Below are 18,404 nucleotides of genomic sequence, written 5' to 3'. Positions count from 1 at the left end.
CCGCTTTCGTGTGCCGTGCCGTGCCGGGCCGGGCGCCGGCGGCCGGGGACGTTCACCGCGCGCGTCGGCGTTACGCCGGGGTCGGCTCCTGGGCGTCCCGCGTGTCCTGCACGTCGGCCACACCGTCCATGTCCCGCACGTCCGGCACGTCCCGCACCGCGTGCGCGCCCCGCGCGCCCGGCACACCGGTCCCGCCCGTCCCCGCGGCCGCCAGCCGGTCCAGGGCCTCGTCGCGGTCGCAGGCGTGGGCGCCCAGCGCGGTCTGGCGGGCCACGATCGAGCGTTCCAGGCGCATCAGGCGCCAGCCCCGGCGCAGCAGGAACGGCACCGACTTGCGGCCCTCGCGCAGGTCCCGCAGGAAACGGCGGCGGAACGTCTTCACCGGGCCGCGGCTCAGGCACAGCGCGTCCGCGAGCAGGCCCAGCTCCCGGCAGCGCCGCACGATCTCCGCCGCGAAGATGCCCTCCGCGATGAACAGCGGGGTCGGTCCGATGTCGAGCGCGTCCGCGCCGGTGCGGGCGCTCAGGGAGATGTCGTACACCGGGACCCGGGTACGGCCCTGGCGGCACAGCTCGGCGATCGCGGCGACGGCCGCGTCCGCGTCCCAGGAGTCGGGGTGGTCCCAGTCGATGTCTGAACTTCCCGCCACCAGCGGCAGCGTCGGGTCGCCGGCCTCCTTGTAGAAGTCGTCGAGCCGGAGGACCGGCAGGCCCGAGCGGGCGGCGAGGAGGGACTTGCCGGAGCCGGAAGGGCCGCAGAGCAGCACGACTCGCGTGGGCGGGAGGGGATGGGGACTCACGGGACACCAGTGTGCGGCATCCCCCGGCCCCCCCACGACCCCGCGGGTCGGCTTTGAAGCGCGCGTCACATCTCAACTACCCTCTGCGCTGAACCGCTTACTTTCCGCACACAAAGGTGGCAGCAGCGATGGCCCGACACCTCTTCCCCCAAACCACCACCGGCCGGCGCGCCCTGGCCGTCCTCGCCACCGCGGGGGTCGCCCTCGGTGCGGGCGCGGGTGCCGCGGCCGCGGCGGACAGCGCGCCGCTCCTGGGCGGGGTGCACACCCGTCCCACCTCACTCGGCCACATCGACCCCCAGTCGGGCCTGCGGGCGCTGACGGAGGCGGTGCCGTACGCGACCGGCGCCCTGACGAACCTCAAGCCCAACCCGCTCGCGGGCACCGGCGTCGACCCGCTCGACAACGGCGTCGGCACCCAGCTCGCCGACTTCAAGCCGCTCGACTCCCAGATGCTGACCAGGCCGGTCGCCCAGGCGGCGTCGATCGGCTCGCTCCCGGTGGTGGGACAGGTGACGGGGCTGCTCGGCGCCTGACGGCACGCGTGCGGAGGGCCGCGGTTCCCCCGGACGGGGAGGAGCCGCGGCCCTGCTCAGGGGGGCGTCGCCCCGGGGTGGCCGGCCGTCAGTACGACGAGCCCGACGCGCCCAGCGAACCCGTGGGGTGCCAGACCGTCTTGGTCTCCAGGAACGCGGTCATGCGGTCGGTGCCGGGGGTGGCGAAGTAATCCACAGGCTGTGGACGGAGCACCCGCTTCAGGTTGTCCGCCGCCGCGACCTCCAGCTCCTTCGCCAGCTGCTCGTCGGCGCCCGCGAGGTCGATCGCGTTGACGTCCTGGTGCGCGGCGAGGGGCGCCGCGAGCTCCGCCGTACCGCCGGACAGGACGTTGACGACCCCGCCCGGCACGTCGGAGGTGGCCAGGACCTCGGCCAGGGACAGCGCGGGCAGCGGGGCGCGCTCGCTGGCCACCAGGACCGCGGTGTTGCCCGTGGCGATCACCGGGGCGAGCACCGAGACCAGGCCCAGGAACGACGACTCCTGCGGGGCCAGCACCGCGACCACGCCTGTCGGTTCGGGCGAGGAGAGGTTGAAGTACGGGCCGGCCACCGGGTTGGCGCCGCCGGTCACCTGGGCGATCTTGTCGGTCCAGCCCGCGTACCAGACCCACCGGTCGATCGTGGCGTCCACGACCCCGGCGGCCCGCGCCTCGGACAGGCCCTCGGCGTCGGCCACCTCGCGCACGAACTGGTGCCGGCGGCCCTCCAGCATCTCCGCGACCCGGTACAGCACCTGGCCGCGGTTGTAGGCGGTCGCGCCGGACCAGCCGCCGAACGCCTTGCGCGCGGCCACCACCGCGTCCCGGGCGTCCTTGCGGCTCGCCCGCGGCGCGTTCGCCAGCCAGTTGCCCTCGGAGTCCGTCACCTCGTACACCCGGCCGCTCTCGGAACGCGGGAACTTCCCGCCCACGTACAGCTTGTAGGTCTTGAGGACCGTCACCCGCGGCCCGGCACCGGCGGCCGGGGCCGTCCCGTCACCCGTGACGGCCGGGACGGCCTCGACGTCCGCGGCGGCCTCGTGGGTCCCGCCCGCCTTCTGGGCCCTGGACGCCTTGTGGGCCTTGTGGGCCTTGTGGGTCTTGTCAGACATCGAGGTACGCCTCCAGGCCGTGGCGGCCGCCCTCGCGGCCGAAGCCCGACTCCTTGTAACCGCCGAACGGCGAGGTCGGGTCGAACTTGTTGAACGTGTTGGACCAGATCACGCCCGCGCGCAGCTTGCCCGCCACCGCCAGGATCCGCGAGCCCTTCTCCGTCCAGACGCCCGCCGACAGGCCGTACGGCGTGTTGTTCGCCTTGGCGACCGCCTCGTCCGGGGTGCGGAAGGTCAGGACCGACAGCACCGGGCCGAAGATCTCGTCGCGGGCGACCGTGTGCGCCTGGGTGACCTTCGTGAACAGCGTCGGCGCGAACCAGTAGCCCGCCGAGGGGATCTCGCACTGCGGGGACCAGCGCTCGGCGCCCTCCGCCTCGCCCTGCTCGACGAGCCGGGTGATCCGGGTGAGCTGCTCCTCGGAGTTGATCGCGCCGATGTCGGTGTTCTTGTCCAGCGGGTCGCCGAGGCGCAGCGTGGACAGCCGGCGCTTGAGGGCGTCCAGCAGCTCCTCCTCGACGGACTCCTGCACCAGCAGGCGGCTGCCCGCGCAGCACACCTGGCCCTGGTTGAAGAAGATGCCGTTGACGATCCCCTCGACCGCCTGGTCGATCGGGGCGTCGTCGAAGACGATGTTGGCGCCCTTGCCGCCCAGTTCCAGCGTCAGCTTCTTGCGGGTGCCGGCGACGGTGCGCGCGATCTCCTTGCCGACGGCCGTGGAGCCGGTGAAGGCCACCTTGTTCACGTCCGGGTGCGCGACCAGCGCGGCGCCCGCGTCACCGTAGCCGGGGAGGATGTTGACGACGCCCCGGGGCAGGCCCGCCTGGCGGCAGACGTCCGCGAAGAACAGCGCCGACAGGGGCGTCGTCTCGGCGGGCTTGAGGACGACCGTGTTGCCGGTCGCCAGCGCCGGGGCGATCTTCCACGCCAGCATCAGCAGCGGGAAGTTCCAGGGGATGACCTGGCCGGCGACGCCGAGCGGCCGCGGGCGCGCGCCGAAGCCGGCGTGCTCCAGCTTGTCGGCCCAGCCCGCGTAGTAGAAGAAGTGCGCGGCGACCAGCGGGAGGTCCGCGTCGCGGGTCTCCCGGATCGGCTTGCCGTTGTCCAGCGTCTCCAGGACGGCCAGCTCGCGGCTGCGCTCCTGGATGATCCGGGCGATGCGGAACAGGTACTTGGCGCGCTCGGCGCCCGGCAGCGCGGACCAGGTCCCGAACGCCTTGCGGGCGGCCCGGACGGCGCGGTCGACGTCCTCGGCCCCGGCCCGGGCGACCTCGGAGAGGACCTCCTCCGTGCTGGGGCTGATCGTCTTGAAGACCTTGCCGTCGGCGGCCTCGGTGAACTCACCGTCGACGAACAGGCCGTAGGACGGGGCGATGTCGACGACCGAGCGGGACTCGGGCGCCGGTGCGTACTCGAATGCGGAAGCCATGGGGAATCAGTCCACCGTCACGTAGTCGGGGCCGGAGTAGCGGCCGGTGGCCAGCTTCTGGCGCTGCATCAGCAGGTCGTTCAGGAGCGAGGAGGCGCCGAAGCGGAACCAGTGGTTGTCCAGCCAGTCCTCGCCCACGGTCTCGTTGACCAGGACCAGGAACTTGATCGCGTCCTTGCTGGTGCGGATGCCGCCCGCCGGCTTCACGCCGACCTGGACGCCGGTCTGCGCCCGGAAGTCGCGGACCGCCTCCAGCATCAGCAGGGTGTTCGCGGGGGTCGCGTTGACGGCGACCTTGCCGGTCGACGTCTTGATGAAGTCGGCGCCGGCCAGCATCCCGAGCCAGCTGGCCCGGCGGATGTTGTCGTACGTCGACAGCTCGCCGGTCTCGAAGATGACCTTCAGGCGGGCGGCGCCGCCGCAGGCCTCCTTCACGGCGACGATCTCGTCGTACACCTTGAGGTACTTGCCCGCGAGGAACGCCCCGCGGTCGATGACCATGTCCACCTCGTCGGCGCCGGCGGCGACGGCGTCGCGCACGTCGGCGAGCTTCACCTCCAGCGCGGCGCGGCCCGCGGGGAAGGCGGTGGCGACCGAGGCGACCTTCACGCCGGAGCCGGCGACGGCCTGCTTGGCGACGGCCACCATGTCGGGGTAGACGCAGACCGCGGCCGTGGCGGGCGCCGTGCGGTCGGTCGGGTCGGGCAGGACCGCCTTGGCGCCGAGCGCCCGGACCTTGCCCGGGGTGTCCGCGCCTTCCAGCGTCGTCAGGTCGACCATCGAGATGGCGAGGTCGATCGCGTACGCCTTCGCGGTGGTCTTGATGGAACGGGTGCCTAGCGAGGCGGCGCGCGCCTCCAGGCCGACCGCGTCGACGCCGGGCAGCCCGTGCAGGAAGCGGCGCAGCGTGCTGTCGGACGCGGTGACGTCGGCGAGAGCGTTGGCTGTGGGTGCGGTAGTGGGCATGGTCACCAGACGAGCATATCTACGCGCGTAGCGGCTGTACAGCCTCGGCGGCGACCGCGGGCGGGCGGAACGGGCGCGTGGAGGCGGTCGGGCCGGCCCGGGGGCGCTGAGGCAGAATCGGGCGCATGACGACCCCCGACCACGAGTCACCCGAGCCGCAGCCCCCGGTCCCCGCCGTCAAGGACCGGATCTACCGGTCGCCCGCGGGCATGGCCGGCGGGGTGCTGCTGCTCGCCCTCATGGGATGGCTCGGCATCGACGCGCTCGTCGTCGGCGAGGGCCGCGTCCCCTGGCTGGCGCTCGCCTCGCTGCTCCTCGCCGTCCCGCTGGTGGTCGCGTTCACCCTGCGGCCCGCCGTCTTCGCGAACCCGGAGCGGCTGCGGGTGCGCAACCCCTTCCGGGTCGTCGTGCTGCCCTGGGGCCGGGTCGTCTCCCTGCGGTCCGGCTTCTCCAACGAGGCCGTCACCGCCGACGGCGACACGTACCAGTTGTGGGCCATCCCGGTGTCCCTGCGCGCCCGCAAGCGCGCCTCGCGCAAGGACGCCCGGCTGCGGGCCGAGGCCGCGGCCGGGCGCGAGGGACGCGGTACGAGGGGGTCGCGCGGCGCCTTCGGCGGTCCCTCGCGCGGCGCCGTGGTCCCGGAGGTGCCCGAGGGTCCCCTGCGGGCGGAGACCGACAAGGTGATGGACGAGCTGCGCCACCTGCACGCGGACCACGAGAAGACCGCGGGACCCCCGCCGGCCGGCCCGGACGAGGTCACCGTGCGGTGGGCCTGGGAGATCCTGGGCCCGGCGCTCGCGGGAGCGGTGCTGCTGGTGATCCTCATCGCCGTCGGCTGAGCGGACGGCGGCGCACCGGACCCCGCGACGCGCGACGCGGGACCGATCCGGACGGCGGACGCTACGGGGCGCTCGGCCACACCAGGGACATGTAGGCGCCGCAGTACGCGCCGCCCAGCACCGCCGCCGCCAGCGCCAGGGCCCGGAAGCGCCGCGAGGCCCGGTGCAGGTGCAGGGCCACGGGCAGCAGCAGCGGGAAGCCGGGCAGCAGGAAGCGGGCCCGCGGGAAGTACACCCCGCCGCTGCCCAGCACGATCACCAGCAGCACCCCGGTGAACACCAGCAGCGCCACCGGCTGCCGGTCCGCCAGCGACAGCCCGTACAGCACCACCGATGCCAGCAGCGTCACGGTCACCACCACGAGGAACAGCTCCGGCGTCGAGTCCCGCCCGAGCAGCTCCCGGAACCGGCGCAGGGTCTCCGCCCCGCCGTCCCACTCGTTGTGCCACAGCCGCTGTACGGCGAAGTAGCCGTCCCAGCGGTGCAGGCGCAGCCCCACCCAGCCGACGTACCCGCACCAGCCGAGCGGCGCGAGGAACACCGCGGCCAGGGCCCGCGGCGGGACCGGCCGCCGGCGCAGGGCGAGCAGCGCCGCCACGACGACCGCGGCGGCCACCGCCACGCCGGTCGGCCGGGTGAGCCCGGCCAGCGACGCCAGCACCCCGGCCGTGATCCAGTGCCGCGCGAGCACCGCGTACAGCGCCCAGGCCGCGCACGCCGTGAACAGCGACTCGGTGTACCCCATCCACTGCACCAGCCCGACCGGCAGCGCCGCCCACAGCACGGTCAGCAGCACCCCCGTACGCCGGCCGTGCAGCCGGTCGCCGACGGCGAAGATCCCCCAGGCGGCCGCGAACGAGGCGGCGACCGCGAGGCACAGGCCCGTCGTGGCCCGGCTGCCCGGGGTGACCGCCGCGACCGCCTTGACCAGCACCGGGTACAGCGGGAAGAACGCCAGGTTGTTCGCGTCGAAGGCGGTGCCCAGGGTGCGCGCGTACCCGTGGTCGGCGATCCCCAGGTACCAGTCGGCGTCCCAGTGGGTCGCGAGGACCGGCCAGACGCCGTGGTGGCGCCGGTGCGCCCAGACGGTGAGGAACAGCAGCCCCGTGAGCCGCACCGCGAGGTACGCCAGCAGCGCGGGCGCCGCGTACGCAGGGCCCGGCCGGTACGTGCGCGGCGCGGCCGGGGCGGGGGACCGGCGCCGGGTGCCCGGGACGCCTGCGCCGCGGGCGGTGTCGGGGGCGGTGGGGGTCACGGCGGCGGCTCCGGGCACGGACTCGGTGGACGGACGTACCGGTCCACCGTTGCCCGCCCGGAGCGGCCCCGCGCGCAGCGTGCGTCGGCTGGCGTGGGGGATTCACCCGATGGAGTGCCACGACGTGGGCCGCGCGGCACGGGTGCGGGAACTACTCCATGGCGCCCCCCGGGGCTCAGATGCCGGCGGCTGCCGACAGGTCCCGCTTGATCGCCGTGAGGAGTTCCGTGGCCCTGGTGCGGGCCGCCGGGAGCGCCGCGTGGCCGTCGACCGGGACGACCACCTCCAGGTAGCACTTCAGCTTGGGCTCGGTGCCGCTGGGGCGGACCACGACCCGGGCGCCGTCGAGCGTGTAGCGCAGGCCGTCGGTCGGCGGCAGGGCCTCCGTGCCCCGCTCGAGGTCCTCCGCGCGGGTGACGGGAAGGCCCGCCAGCTCCGTCGGCGGGTGCTCGCGCAGCCGGCGCATGGCGTCGGCGATCACCGACAGGTCCTCCACCCGGACCGACAGCTGGTCGGTCGCGTGCAGCCCGTGCTCCACGGCGAGGTCGTCCAGCAGGTCCACCAGGGTGCGGCCCTCGGCCTTGAGGGCGGAGGCGAGCTCGGTGACGAGCAGGGCGGCGGTGATGCCGTCCTTGTCGCGCACCCCCTCGGGGTCCACGCAGTAGCCGAGGGCCTCCTCGTAGCCGTAGCGCAGGCCGTCGACGCGGGCGATCCACTTGAAGCCCGTCAGGGTCTCCTCGAAGGGCAGGCCCGCCTTCTCGGCGATCCGGCCGAGCAGGGAGGAGGAGACGATCGACTCGGCGAAGGTGCCGCGCGCGCCGCGGGCCACCAGGTGCGCGCCGAGCAGCGCGCCCACCTCGTCGCCGCGCAGCATGCGCCAGGCGCCGCCGTCCTTGACGGCCACCGCGCAGCGGTCGGCGTCCGGGTCGTTGGCGATCACCAGGTCGGGGTCGGCCTCCCGCGCCGTGGCGAAGGCGAGGTCCATCGCGCCGGGCTCCTCCGGGTTGGGGAAGGCCACGGTCGGGAACAGCGGGTCGGGCTCGGCCTGCTCGGCGACCAGCACGGGCGCGGGGAACCCGGCCCGGGCGAACGCGGCGAGCAGGACGTCCTTGCCGACGCCGTGCATCGCCGTGTACACGGTGCGGGCGGTGCGCGGCGAACCCGGCGACAGCACGGCGTCGGTGCGCGCGAGGTACGCCTCCAGCACGGAGTCGTCCAGCGTCAGCCAGCCCCCGTCGGGGCGCGGCACGTCGGCGAGGGCGGCGATCGCGTCGATCTCCGCGGCGATGCCGGCGTCGGCGGGCGGGACGATCTGGGAGCCGTCGCCCAGGTAGACCTTGTAGCCGTTGTCGCGCGGCGGGTTGTGGCTGGCGGTGACCTCCACGCCGGCGACCGCGCCGAGGTGCCGTATGGCGAACGCGAGCACCGGGGTCGGCAGCGGGCGGGGCAGGACGGCCGCGCGCAGGCCTGCGCCGGTCATCACGGCGGCGGTGTCGCGGGCGAAGTCCGCGGACTTGTGGCGGGCGTCGTAGCCGATGACGACCAGGCCGGCGTCGGCGCCGCCGTGGGGGGTGCCGTTCGCCTTCAGGTACGCGGCCAGGCCGGCGGCGGCGCGGATGACGACCGAGCGGTTCATGCGCATCGGGCCGGCGCCCAGCTCGCCGCGCAGCCCGGCGGTGCCGAACTGCAGGGTGCCGGCGAAGCGGGCGGCGAGTCCGGCGGTGTCACCGGACGCGAGGAGGGCGGCCAGCTCGTCGCGGGTCTCGGGGTCCGGGTCCTCGGCGAGCCACGCCCGGGCCCGGGCCATCAGGTCGTCGTGCACGTCGGGGTCAGCCTCTCGTGTGGGTGCGGTGGGCCGTCGGGGCCCGTCGTTCGGACCGTCCGGGGACCAGGGGGCCGACCGGGCCCCCTGGCGCCGGGGCTACAGGCGGCCGAGCAGCTGGGCCAGCAGGGAGCCCATGCGGGTGGCGCTGTCGCGGCCCGCCTGGAGGACCTCCTCGTGGTTCAGCGGCTCCCCGGTCATCCCGGCGGCGAGGTTGGTGACCAGCGAGATCCCCAGCACCTCGGCCCCGGCCTCGCGCGCCGCGATGGCCTCGAGCACCGTCGACATGCCCACCAGGTCGGCCCCGATGACCCGCGCCATCCGGATCTCCGCCGGCGTCTCGTAGTGCGGGCCGGGGAACTGGGCGTACACGCCCTCCTCCAGCGTCGGGTCGATCTCCTTGCACAGGGCGCGCAGCCGCGGCGAGTACAGGTCGGTCAGGTCCACGAAGTTCGCCCCGACGATCGGCGAGGTCGCCGTCAGGTTGATGTGGTCGCTGATCAGGACGGGCTGCCCGGGACGCATGCCCTCGCGCAGACCGCCGCAGCCGTTGGTCAGCACGATCGTCTTGCAGCCGGCGGACACCGCGGTGCGCACCCCGTGCGCGACCGCCGCGACGCCCCGGCCCTCGTAGAAGTGCGTACGGCCGAGGAAGACCAGCGCCCGCTTGTCGCCGATGCGGTACGAGCGGATCTTGCCCCCGTGGCCCTCCACCGCCGGCGGCGGGAAGGCGGGCAGCTCGGTGACCTGGAGCTCGGCGTCGGGGGCGCCCAGGGCGTCCACCGCCGGGGCCCAGCCGGAGCCCATCACGAGGGCGACGTCGTGGGTCTCGGCGCCCGTCAGTGCGCGCAGGCGCGCGGCGGCGGCGTCGGCGGCCGCGAGGGGGTCGCCCTGGATGTCGTCCGGGAGAAGAGATGCGTTCACGCCGATGAGGGTAGCCGGTCCCGGCCTACGCGCGTAGATGACAGAGCGCACGGGAAGGCGATCGTTGTCTTGTCGTTTCCAACGAGCCGCGGCACGCCCCGCGGGCCGGCCCGCCCGGACGTCAGCAGGGGCGCTTGCGCAGCTCCATCACGTAGTCGTACGGCGCTCCGGCCGACTCCGCCGCGTCGGCGAGCTCCCCGAGGTAGCGGGCCGACGGCAGGCCGCCCTCGTAGCCGTCGAGGACGTACGCCCACGCGTTCTCCTCGCCGTCCAGGGTGTGCGCCCGCACCCGGACCCGGCGGTATATGCCGAGACCGACGCCCTCCCAGCGGTCCAGCGAGTCCTCGTCCATCGGGGCGATGTCGTACAACGCCACGAAGACCTGGGACACCGGGTCCTCGACCAGCGTCGCCAGCGCGCCCTCCCAGCCCATGTGCTCGCCGCCGAAGGTGAGCCGCCAGCCGTTCAGCCAGCCGGTGGCGCGCAGCGGCGAGTGCGGGGCGCGGCGCGTCATCAGCCGGGCGTCGAGATTGCCGGCGTACGCGGCGTAGAGCGACATGCGACGAGGGTACGGCAGCGGCCCGCGCGCCACCCGTGCCCCAGGGGCACCCGGTACCCCTCCCGGCGCCCCCGTGCGGAAGCACGTTGAAGCGTGCGGGACAATGGGGTACGTGACTCGGATCGTGATCATCGGTGGCGGACCCGGCGGCTACGAAGCGGCGCTGGTGGCCGCGCAGCTCGGCGCGGAGGTGACCGTCGTGGACTGCGACGGTCTGGGCGGGGCGTCGGTGCTGACCGACTGCGTGCCGTCGAAGACCCTGATCGCCACGGCCGAGGTGATGACCACCTTCGACTCCTCCTACGAGGAGCTGGGCATCATCGTCGCCGACGACACCCCGCCGCTGGAGCAGGCGGCCCGGGTGGTCGGCGTGGACCTGGGCAAGGTCAACCGCCGGGTGAAGCGCCTCGCGCTCGCCCAGTCGCACGACATCACCGCCTCCGTCACCCGGGCCGGCGCCCGGGTGCTGCGCGGCCGCGGCCGGCTGGAGGGCATGCAGTCCCTCGACGGCTCCCGCAAGGTCGTCGTCACCGCCGCCGACGGCACCGAGGAGACCCTCACCGCCGACGCCGTGCTGCTCGCCACCGGCGGTCACCCGCGCGAACTGCCCGACGCCCAGCCGGACGGCGAGCGCATCCTCAACTGGACCCAGGTCTACGACCTCACCGAGCTGCCCGACGAGCTGATCGTGGTCGGCTCCGGCGTGACCGGCGCCGAGTTCGCCGGCGCCTACCAGGCCCTCGGCTCCAAGGTCACCCTGGTCTCCTCCCGCGACCGCGTGCTGCCCGGCGAGGACCCGGACGCCGCCGCCGTCCTGGAGGACGTCTTCCGCCGCCGCGGGATGAACGTCATGGCCCGCTCCCGCGCGCAGTCCGCCAAGCGCGTCGGGGACCGGGTGGAGGTCACCCTCGCCGACGGCCGGGTCATCACCGGCAGCCACTGCCTCATGGCCGTCGGCGCCATCCCCAACAGCGAGGGGCTCGGCCTGGAGGAGGCCGGCGTCAAGGTGCGCGAGTCGGGCCACATCTGGACCGACAAGGTCTCCCGCACGACCGCTCCGGGCGTGTACGCCGCCGGTGACGTGACCGGGGTCTTCGCCCTCGCGTCCGTCGCCGCCATGCAGGGCCGCATCGCCATGTACCACTTCCTGGGCGACGCGGTGGCCCCGCTCAACCTCAAGACGGTCTCCTCGAACGTCTTCACCGACCCCGAGATCGCCACCGTGGGCTACACCCAGGCGGACGTGGACGGCGGCAAGATCGACGCCCGCGTGGTCAAGCTGCCGCTGCTGCGCAACCCGCGCGCCAAGATGCAGGGCATCCGCGACGGCTTCGTCAAGATCTTCTGCCGCCCGGGCACCGGCATCGTGGTCGGCGGCGTGGTCGTGGCGCCCCGCGCCTCGGAACTGATCCACCCCATCTCGATCGCCGTCGACAACAACCTGACGGTCGAACAGATCGCGAACGCCTTCACCGTGTACCCGTCCCTTTCGGGCTCGATCGCGGAAGTGGCACGGCAGTTGCACACCCGGAAGACGGCCGGCGAGGTCTGACCGCGACACCGGCTCCCCCGCAGGTCGGCGGGGGCCGGGCGGGGCGCACGGGGCCCGGGCGGGCGGCGACGGGGGTACGACAGGGGTAATTCGACCCCTATACCACTTCCCGCCCCACCGTGCGGACAACTTCTGTTATTCGGCGCAAAGAGCTGAAAGCAGACGGTCGCCCGCGTTACTGTCAGTTTCGTGTTCGCTGCAGAACGTCGTCAATTGATCCTCGAAATGGTGCGCGCGAACGGGGCCGTATCGCTCCGGGAGCTCGCCCGCGTCGTCCAGACCTCCGAAGTGACCGTACGGCGGGACGTGCGCGCACTGGAGGCAGAAGGACTCCTCGACCGCCGGCACGGCGGTGCGGTACTGCCGGGCGGGTTCACGCGGGAGTCCGGCTTTCCGCAGAAGTCCCATCTCGCGACCGCCGAGAAGACGGCCATCGCCGACCTCGCCGCCACCTTCGTCGAAGAGGGCGAGGCCATCGTGGTCGGGGCGGGGACCACCACCCAGGAGCTCGCGCGCCGGCTGGCCCGCGTCCCCGGGCTGACCGTCGTCACCAACTCCCTGCTGGTGGCCCAGGCCCTGGCCCACGCCAACCGCGTCGAGGTCGTGATGACCGGCGGCACCCTGCGCGGCTCCAACTACGCCCTCGTCGGCAGCGGGGCCGAACAGTCCCTGCAGGGACTGCGGGTGTCCCGGGCCTTCCTGTCGGGCAGCGGTCTGACCGCCGAGCGCGGCCTGTCCACGTCCAACATGCTCTCCGCCTCGGTGGACCGCGCGCTCGTGCAGGCCGCCGCGGAGGTCGTGGTCCTCGCCGACCACACCAAGCTGGGCACCGACACCATGTTCCAGACCGTGCCGACGGACCTCATCACCCGCCTGGTGACGGACGAGCCCCCGGCGCACGACGACCGGGCCCAGACCGAGCTCCAGGCCCTGGCCGACCAGGGCGTCCAGATCGCCGTGGCGGGGGCCACCCCGTCGGGAAACGGCAGCCAGGGCGGTGACGGCGGCCCGGCGACCCGCCGGCACCGCCAGGACGTGCCCCTGCCCGCGCCGCGCCGCGGCCCGGGACTCCGCGCCGCCACCGCCCTGGGCGAGCGGGACCGCGACCAGCCGGCCCCCCAGGAACGGGCCCGCGTCGCGGACATGCGCCGCCGCTGACCCGCCGGGAGGGCGCCGGACGTCCGGACGGCGCCTCACCCCGAACGCGCGGTTCCCCGCGCCCTGGGGAGGACGCGGGGAACCGTGAGCGGGGTGCGGGCGGATCAGTCGGCGATCTCGCAGATCGCCGCGCCCGACGTCACCGAGGCGCCGATCTCGGCGCTGAGGCCCTTGATGGTGCCGCTCTTGTGGGCGTTGAGGGGCTGCTCCATCTTCATGGCCTCCAGGACGACCACCAGGTCGCCCTCCTTGACCTCCTGGCCCTCCTCCACGGCCACCTTGACGATGGTGCCCTGCATGGGGGAGGCGAGGGTGTCGCCGGAGGCGACGGGGCCGGACTTCTTGGCCGCGCGGCGCTTGGGCTTGGCGCCGGCCGCCAGACCGGTGCGGGCCAGGCTCATGCCCAGGGACGACGGGAGGGAGACCTCCAGGCGCTTGCCGCCGACCTCGACGACGACCGTCTCGCGCCCGGCCGCCTCCTCGTCCGCCTCGGCGTCGGCCGGCGCGGTGAAGGGCTTGATGTCGTTGACGAACTCGGTCTCGATCCACCGGGTGTGCACCGTGAACGGATCCTGGGAACCGGTCAGTTCCGGGGCGAACGCCGGGTCGCGGACCACCGTGCGGTGGAACGGGATGGCGGTGGCCATGCCCTCGACCTGGAACTCGTCCAGCGCGCGGGCCGCCCGCTCCAGGGCCTCCTTGCGGGTGCGGCCGCTGACGATCAGCTTGGCCAGCAGGGAGTCCCAGGCGGGGCCGATCACGGAGCCGGACTCCACGCCCGCGTCCAGGCGCACGCCCGGGCCGGACGGGGCCTCGAACCGGGTGACCGTGCCGGGGGCCGGCAGGAAGTTGCGGCCCGGGTCCTCGCCGTTGATGCGGAACTCGAAGGAGTGGCCGCGCAGTTCGGGGTCGCCGTAGCCGAGCTCCTCGCCGTCGGCGATGCGGAACATCTCGCGCACCAGGTCGATGCCGGCGACCTCCTCGGTCACCGGGTGCTCGACCTGCAGACGGGTGTTGACCTCCAGGAAGGAGATCGTGCCGTCCTGGCCGACGAGGAACTCGCAGGTCCCCGCGCCCTCGTAGTGGGCCTCCTTCAGGATCGCCTTGGAGGCGCGGTACAGCTCCGCGACCTGCTCCTCGCTCAGGAACGGCGCGGGCGCCTCCTCGACGAGCTTCTGGTGGCGGCGCTGCAGCGAGCAGTCACGGGTGGAGACGACGACCACGTTGCCGTGCTTGTCGGCGAGGCACTGGGTCTCCACGTGCCGGGGGCGGTCCAGGTAGCGCTCCACGAAGCACTCGCCGCGGCCGAACGCGGCCACCGCCTCGCGCACCGCGGAGTCGTACAGCTCCGGGACCTCCTCCAGGGTGCGGGCGACCTTCAGGCCGCGGCCGCCGCCGCCGAAGGCGGCCTTGATCGCGATGGGCAGGCCGTGCTCCTTGGCGAAGGCGACGACCTCCTCCGCGCCGGAGACCGGGTCGGGGGTGCCGGCGACCAGCGGCGCGCCGGCGCGCTGGGCGATGTGCCGGGCGGCGACCTTGTCGCCGAGGTCGCGGATGGCCTGCGGGGGCGGGCCGATCCAGATCAGGCCCGCGTCGAGGACCGCCTGGGCGAACTCGGCGTTCTCCGAGAGGAAGCCGTAGCCCGGATGGATGGCGTCCGCGCCGGATTCCCGGGCGGCGTCCAGGATCTTGTCGATCACCAGATAACTGGTCGCCGGAGTGTCACCGCCCAGGGCGAACGCCTCATCCGCGGCGCGGACATGCAGAGCGTCCCGGTCCGGGTCGGCGTAGACGGCCACGCTCGCGATACCGGCATCCCGGCAGGCCCGGGCCACGCGGACTGCGATTTCGCCACGGTTGGCGATGAGCACCTTGCGCACGATTGAGGCTCCCTCCTTGAAACAAGCCGAGTTTAGGGACTGCCGACACGGCACTACGAGTCGTCCCCAAAGGTGAGCTTGCCCACACGGAGCGTGATGCGAGGCTCGCTCGACCCCCGAAATCCCTTGTAGTACGGCGATACGCAGGACTCCTCGGGCAAACCCTAGCCTCCCCGTGTGGCCAAGGTCTCTGTGAGAGCGTGCTGCGGCCCACTCTGTTTCTTTGTGGAGTCCCTACGAATGGCCCAATGATTCTTTGCCCGCGCCGCAAGTCTTGTCCCCCGGTTTACCCGTTAGTAGCGTTCACGCTGTCTCGAACGTACTTGGGGTAACAGGAGTTCTGCTCGAAGGGCGCCGGAGGGCGCGGACGGCTCGGAAGTGGGTGGGGACCGGTGGTGCGCAGGCCGGTGGCGTGGATCGTGGCGGTCGTCCTCCTGCTGGAGGCGCTCGGCATCGCCGCGGTGAACTGGTTCCTCGGGGTGGTCGTCGACCGCCAGGACATGTCCCTGGCCGGCCTCGACCCGGACACCATGTCGACGTCGTCCAAGATCGGCGGCGTGGTCTTCGGCCTCTACTTCGCCGCCTGCGGGCTGGTCGCCCTGCTCGTCGCGGTCCGCGACCGCCCGCCGGCCGGCCTCGGGCGGGTCCTGCTCGTCAGCGCCGCCGTGGTGCACGCCCTGCTGGGCGCCTTCGCCTGGAGCCTGATGGGCTGGCCGGCGTTCCTGTACATGGTCGTCGTCCTCGCCCTCATCGTGCTGCTCCTGATGACGTACGACCGTCCCGCGGCCGGAGCGGCCCCGGGTGGCCCCGCGGGGCCCCAGGACGCGCCCGCGGGCCCCGGGGACCCCCGGGGCGACGGCGGCTCCCCGGTCAGTCCTCCGCCGGCGCCCACAACTCCGTGATGCCCACGCCGAGCTGCGCGAGCAGCCGGCGCAGCAGGGGCAGGCTCAGCCCGATCACGTTGCCGTGGTCGCCGTCGATGCGGTCCACGAACGGCGCCGAACGGCCGTCGAGGGTGAACGCCCCGGCGACGTGGAGGGGTTCGCCCGAGGCGACGTAGGCGGCGATCTCCTCGTCCGTGGGGTCGCCGAAGTGCACGACCGTGGACGCGGTGGCGGAGGCGTACCGTCCGCTCGTCGTGTCGTAGACGCAGTGCCCGGTCTGCAGGGTGCCCGCGCGGCCGCGCATCGCCTTCCAGCGGGCGGTCGCCTCCTCGGCGTCGGCGGGCTTGCCGAGCGCCTGGCCGTCCAGGTCCAGCACCGAGTCGCAGCCGATCACCAGGGCGCCCTTCACGTCCGGGCGGGCGGCCACGACGGACGCCTTCGCCTCGGCCAGGGCCAGGGCCAGCTCGGCGGGGCTCGGGGCGCTGACGGCGTCCTCGTCGACCCCGCTGACGATCACCTCGGGAGCGAAACCGGCCTGGCGCAGCAGGCCCAGCCGGGCGGGGGACTGGGAGGCGAGCACGAGTCGCCTGCGGTGCATCTCGGTCATGCGATCAGGTTAGTCAGCGTCGGCCGTCCGGCTCACCTGAGACCGATCACGATCATGATCAGGAACATGGCCAGGGCCATGAGGAAGCCGAGCCGCCGAAGCATGTCCTGCGTGTCGCGCAGTTCCTTCGGCGGCTCGTCGTCGCGGTCTTGCCACAGCATTCCCCCAGCGTGCGCCCTCCGGGCGGGCTCGCGCCTGAGTACGCGTACTCAACTCGCCGGGGAGCCGGGGGGCCGGGGGGGGGGCAGGCCTAGCCCGGCCAGTACGTGCGGCTCCAGGACGTGGGGCCGGGGCGGGGGACGCGGCGGTGGGCGATGCGGGACGGGTCGGACCACGCGGCCCTCGGGGGTTCCGCGCCGCTCGGCTGTGCCGCTGCCGCGGCGGCGCGGGCCCGGACCACCGCCAGGGCGGCGGCGAGCTCCTCGGGGGTCGGGTTGCCCCGGACGACCTTGATGGTCACAGCGACTCCTTAAAGGGGGATGTTGCCGTGCTTCTTGGGGGGCAGGGACGCGCGCTTGGTGCGCAGCTGGCGCAGGCCGCGGACGACCTGGCGGCGCGTGTCGGACGGCATGATCACGGCGTCGACGTAGCCGCGCTCGGCCGCGACGTAGGGGTTGAGGAGGGTGTCCTCGTACTCCTGGATCAGCCGGGCCCGCACCGCCTCGACGTCCTCGCCGTTCGCCTCGGCCTCGGCGAGGGTGCGCCGGTGCAGGATGTTGACGGCGCCCTGGGCGCCCATGACGGCGATCTGGGCGGTCGGCCAGGCCAGGTTGAGGTCGGCGCCCAGGTGCTTGGAGCCCATCACGTCGTAGGCCCCGCCGAAGGCCTTGCGGGTGATCACGGTGATCAGCGGGACGGTGGCCTCGGCGTAGGCGTAGATCAGCTTGGCGCCGCGGCGGATGATGCCGTCGTGCTCCTGGCCGACGCCGGGCAGGAAGCCGGGCACGTCGACGAAGGTCAGCACGGGGATGTTGAACGCGTCGCAGGTGCGCACGAACCGGGCGGCCTTCTCCGACGCGGTGATGTCCAGGCAGCCGGCGAACTGCATCGGCTGGTTGGCGACCACGCCGACCGGCTGGCCCTCCACCCGGCCGAAGCCGGTCAGGATGTTCGGCGCGAACAGCGGCTGGGTCTCGAAGAACTCGGCGTCGTCCAGGACGTGTTCGATCACCGTGTGCATGTCGTACGGCTGGTTCGCGCTGTCCGGCACGAGGGTGTCCAGCTCGCGGTCCTCGTCGGTGACCGAGAGGTCGGCCTCCTCCGGGAAGACCGGCGCCTCGGAGAGGTTGTTGGACGGCAGGTAGCTCAGCAGCTGCTTGACGTACTCGATGGCGTCCTTCTCGTCGCCCGCCATGTGGTGGGCCACGCCGGAGACCGCGTTGTGGGTGCGGGCGCCGCCCAGCTCCTCGAAGCCGACGTCCTCGCCGGTGACGGTCTTGATGACGTCGGGGCCGGTGATGAACATGTGGGACGTCTGGTCGACCATGACCGTGAAGTCGGTGATCGCGGGGGAGTACACCGCACCGCCCGCGCACGGGCCGACGACCAGGCTGATCTGCGGGATCACGCCCGAGGCGTGGGTGTTGCGGCGGAAGATCTCGCCGTACGCGCCCAGCGAGGCCACGCCCTCCTGGATGCGGGCGCCGCCGGAGTCGTTGATGCCGATGACCGGGCAGCCGGTCTTCAGCGCGAAGTCCATGACCTTGACGATCTTCTGGCCGTAGACCTCGCCCAGCGCGCCGCCGAAGACGGTGAAGTCCTGCGAGAACACGGCGACGGGACGGCCGTCGACGGTGCCGTAGCCGGTGACCACGCCGTCGCCGTAGGGCCGGTTGCGCTCCAGGCCGAAGTGGGTGGAGCGGTGCTGGGCGAACTCGTCCAGCTCCACGAACGAATCCTCGTCCAGGAGGAGTTCGATGCGCTCACGGGCCGTCAGTTTGCCCTTGGCGTGCTGCTTCTCGACGGCGCGTGCGGAGCCGGCGTGCGTCGCCTCCTCGATCCGGCGCTGGAGGTCCGCGAGCTTGCCCGCGGTCGTGTGGATGTCGATCCCTTGGATCTCGTGACGCTCTTCCGGCTCGGACAT

Annotated in this window: 18 protein-coding genes; 5 read left to right on the top strand and 13 right to left on the bottom strand. The window is 73.4% G+C overall.

The annotated features are described in order from the left end of the window. Positions 1-70: 70 nt before the first annotated feature. Positions 71-868 (bottom strand): uridine kinase, encoded by a 798-nt coding sequence (locus tag AQJ30_RS29415; RefSeq protein ID WP_245727182.1) that lies wholly within the window; start codon positions 866-868, stop codon positions 71-73. A 59-nt stretch (positions 869-927) separates the two neighbouring features. Here AQJ30_RS29415 and AQJ30_RS29410 point away from each other — a divergent pair, with 59 nt between their 5' ends. After that, positions 928-1,335, top strand: coding sequence for a hypothetical protein (locus AQJ30_RS29410; RefSeq protein ID WP_067239971.1), 408 nt, complete (start codon positions 928-930; stop codon positions 1,333-1,335). An 88-nt stretch (positions 1,336-1,423) separates the two neighbouring features. On the opposite strand, the gene AQJ30_RS29405 is transcribed toward AQJ30_RS29410, so the two are convergent. From AQJ30_RS29405 to deoC, 3 genes are read right to left on the bottom strand one after another with little or no spacing between them, the layout of a single operon-like run. After that, the gene (locus AQJ30_RS29405) at positions 1,424-2,446 is read right to left on the bottom strand and encodes an aldehyde dehydrogenase family protein (protein ID WP_245727181.1); all 1,023 of its coding nucleotides are present in this window, start codon (positions 2,444-2,446) and stop codon (positions 1,424-1,426) included. Continuing rightward, on the bottom strand, positions 2,439-3,875 hold the full coding sequence (locus AQJ30_RS29400) for an aldehyde dehydrogenase family protein (protein ID WP_067239969.1): 1,437 nt from the start codon (positions 3,873-3,875) through the stop codon (positions 2,439-2,441). Before AQJ30_RS29400 ends, AQJ30_RS29405 begins: the two co-directional genes overlap by 8 nt. 6 nt (positions 3,876-3,881) lie before the next feature. Continuing rightward, positions 3,882-4,847 (bottom strand): deoxyribose-phosphate aldolase, encoded by a 966-nt coding sequence (deoC, locus tag AQJ30_RS29395; protein ID WP_211279131.1) that lies wholly within the window; start codon positions 4,845-4,847, stop codon positions 3,882-3,884. A 119-nt stretch (positions 4,848-4,966) separates the two neighbouring features. On the opposite strand from deoC, the gene AQJ30_RS29390 reads away from it, so the two are divergent. After that, the gene (locus tag AQJ30_RS29390; protein ID WP_067239967.1) at positions 4,967-5,680 is read left to right on the top strand and encodes a PH domain-containing protein; all 714 of its coding nucleotides are present in this window, start codon (positions 4,967-4,969) and stop codon (positions 5,678-5,680) included. Positions 5,681-5,741: 61 nt separating this feature from the next. Here the strand turns inward: AQJ30_RS29390 and AQJ30_RS29385 are convergent, their stop codons facing one another. From AQJ30_RS29385 to AQJ30_RS29370, 4 genes are all read right to left on the bottom strand, one after another. Next, positions 5,742-6,935, bottom strand: a complete 1,194-nt coding sequence (locus AQJ30_RS29385) for a glycosyltransferase family 39 protein (RefSeq protein ID WP_067239966.1) — start codon at positions 6,933-6,935, stop codon at positions 5,742-5,744. Positions 6,936-7,110: 175 nt separating this feature from the next. Next, positions 7,111-8,757, bottom strand: coding sequence for a phospho-sugar mutase (locus AQJ30_RS29380; protein WP_067239964.1), 1,647 nt, complete (start codon positions 8,755-8,757; stop codon positions 7,111-7,113). Positions 8,758-8,856: 99 nt separating this feature from the next. Further along, a complete protein-coding gene (locus tag AQJ30_RS29375; RefSeq protein ID WP_067239962.1) occupies positions 8,857-9,681 on the bottom strand; it encodes a purine-nucleoside phosphorylase in 825 nt (274 codons plus the stop codon). Positions 9,682-9,802: 121 nt separating this feature from the next. Further along, on the bottom strand, positions 9,803-10,240 hold the full coding sequence (locus AQJ30_RS29370; RefSeq protein ID WP_067239960.1) for a gamma-glutamylcyclotransferase family protein: 438 nt from the start codon (positions 10,238-10,240) through the stop codon (positions 9,803-9,805). Between the two features lie 103 nt (positions 10,241-10,343). Here AQJ30_RS29370 and AQJ30_RS29365 point away from each other — a divergent pair, with 103 nt between their 5' ends. Continuing rightward, on the top strand, positions 10,344-11,792 hold the full coding sequence (locus tag AQJ30_RS29365; RefSeq protein WP_067239958.1) for an NAD(P)H-quinone dehydrogenase: 1,449 nt from the start codon (positions 10,344-10,346) through the stop codon (positions 11,790-11,792). 213 nt (positions 11,793-12,005) lie between these two features. Continuing rightward, the gene (locus AQJ30_RS29360) at positions 12,006-12,950 is read left to right on the top strand and encodes a DeoR/GlpR family DNA-binding transcription regulator (protein WP_281200973.1); all 945 of its coding nucleotides are present in this window, start codon (positions 12,006-12,008) and stop codon (positions 12,948-12,950) included. Between the two features lie 104 nt (positions 12,951-13,054). On the opposite strand, the gene AQJ30_RS29355 is transcribed toward AQJ30_RS29360, so the two are convergent. Further along, positions 13,055-14,830 carry an acetyl/propionyl/methylcrotonyl-CoA carboxylase subunit alpha gene (locus AQJ30_RS29355; protein ID WP_067239951.1) on the bottom strand — a complete coding sequence of 592 codons (1,776 nt, stop codon included), beginning with the start codon at positions 14,828-14,830 and terminating at the stop codon, positions 13,055-13,057. A 392-nt stretch (positions 14,831-15,222) separates the two neighbouring features. Between AQJ30_RS29355 and AQJ30_RS29350 the strand changes: the two genes are divergently transcribed. Beyond that, complete coding sequence (locus tag AQJ30_RS29350) at positions 15,223-15,732, top strand: hypothetical protein (protein WP_067239949.1); 510 nt, start codon at positions 15,223-15,225, stop codon at positions 15,730-15,732. On the opposite strand, the gene AQJ30_RS29345 is transcribed toward AQJ30_RS29350, so the two are convergent. From AQJ30_RS29345 to AQJ30_RS29335, 4 genes are all read right to left on the bottom strand, one after another. After that, positions 15,701-16,321, bottom strand: a complete 621-nt coding sequence (locus AQJ30_RS29345) for a nucleoside triphosphate pyrophosphatase (protein ID WP_067239948.1) — start codon at positions 16,319-16,321, stop codon at positions 15,701-15,703. The genes AQJ30_RS29350 and AQJ30_RS29345 overlap by 32 nt on opposite strands. 32 nt (positions 16,322-16,353) lie before the next feature. Beyond that, a complete protein-coding gene (gene mmpB, locus AQJ30_RS39875) occupies positions 16,354-16,482 on the bottom strand; it encodes a morphogenic membrane protein MmpB (RefSeq protein ID WP_281200972.1) in 129 nt (42 codons plus the stop codon). An 89-nt stretch (positions 16,483-16,571) separates the two neighbouring features. Next, complete coding sequence (locus AQJ30_RS29340) at positions 16,572-16,781, bottom strand: acyl-CoA carboxylase subunit epsilon (RefSeq protein ID WP_067239946.1); 210 nt, start codon at positions 16,779-16,781, stop codon at positions 16,572-16,574. A 9-nt stretch (positions 16,782-16,790) separates the two neighbouring features. Then, on the bottom strand, positions 16,791-18,404 hold the full coding sequence (locus tag AQJ30_RS29335; RefSeq protein WP_067239945.1) for an acyl-CoA carboxylase subunit beta: 1,614 nt from the start codon (positions 18,402-18,404) through the stop codon (positions 16,791-16,793).

The organism is Streptomyces longwoodensis (genome assembly GCF_001514125.1).
GTDB lineage: Bacteria > Actinomycetota > Actinomycetes > Streptomycetales > Streptomycetaceae > Streptomyces > Streptomyces longwoodensis.
The sequence above is the reverse complement of the archived record's forward strand: the minus strand, read 5'-3'. Positions and strand labels throughout refer to the sequence as shown.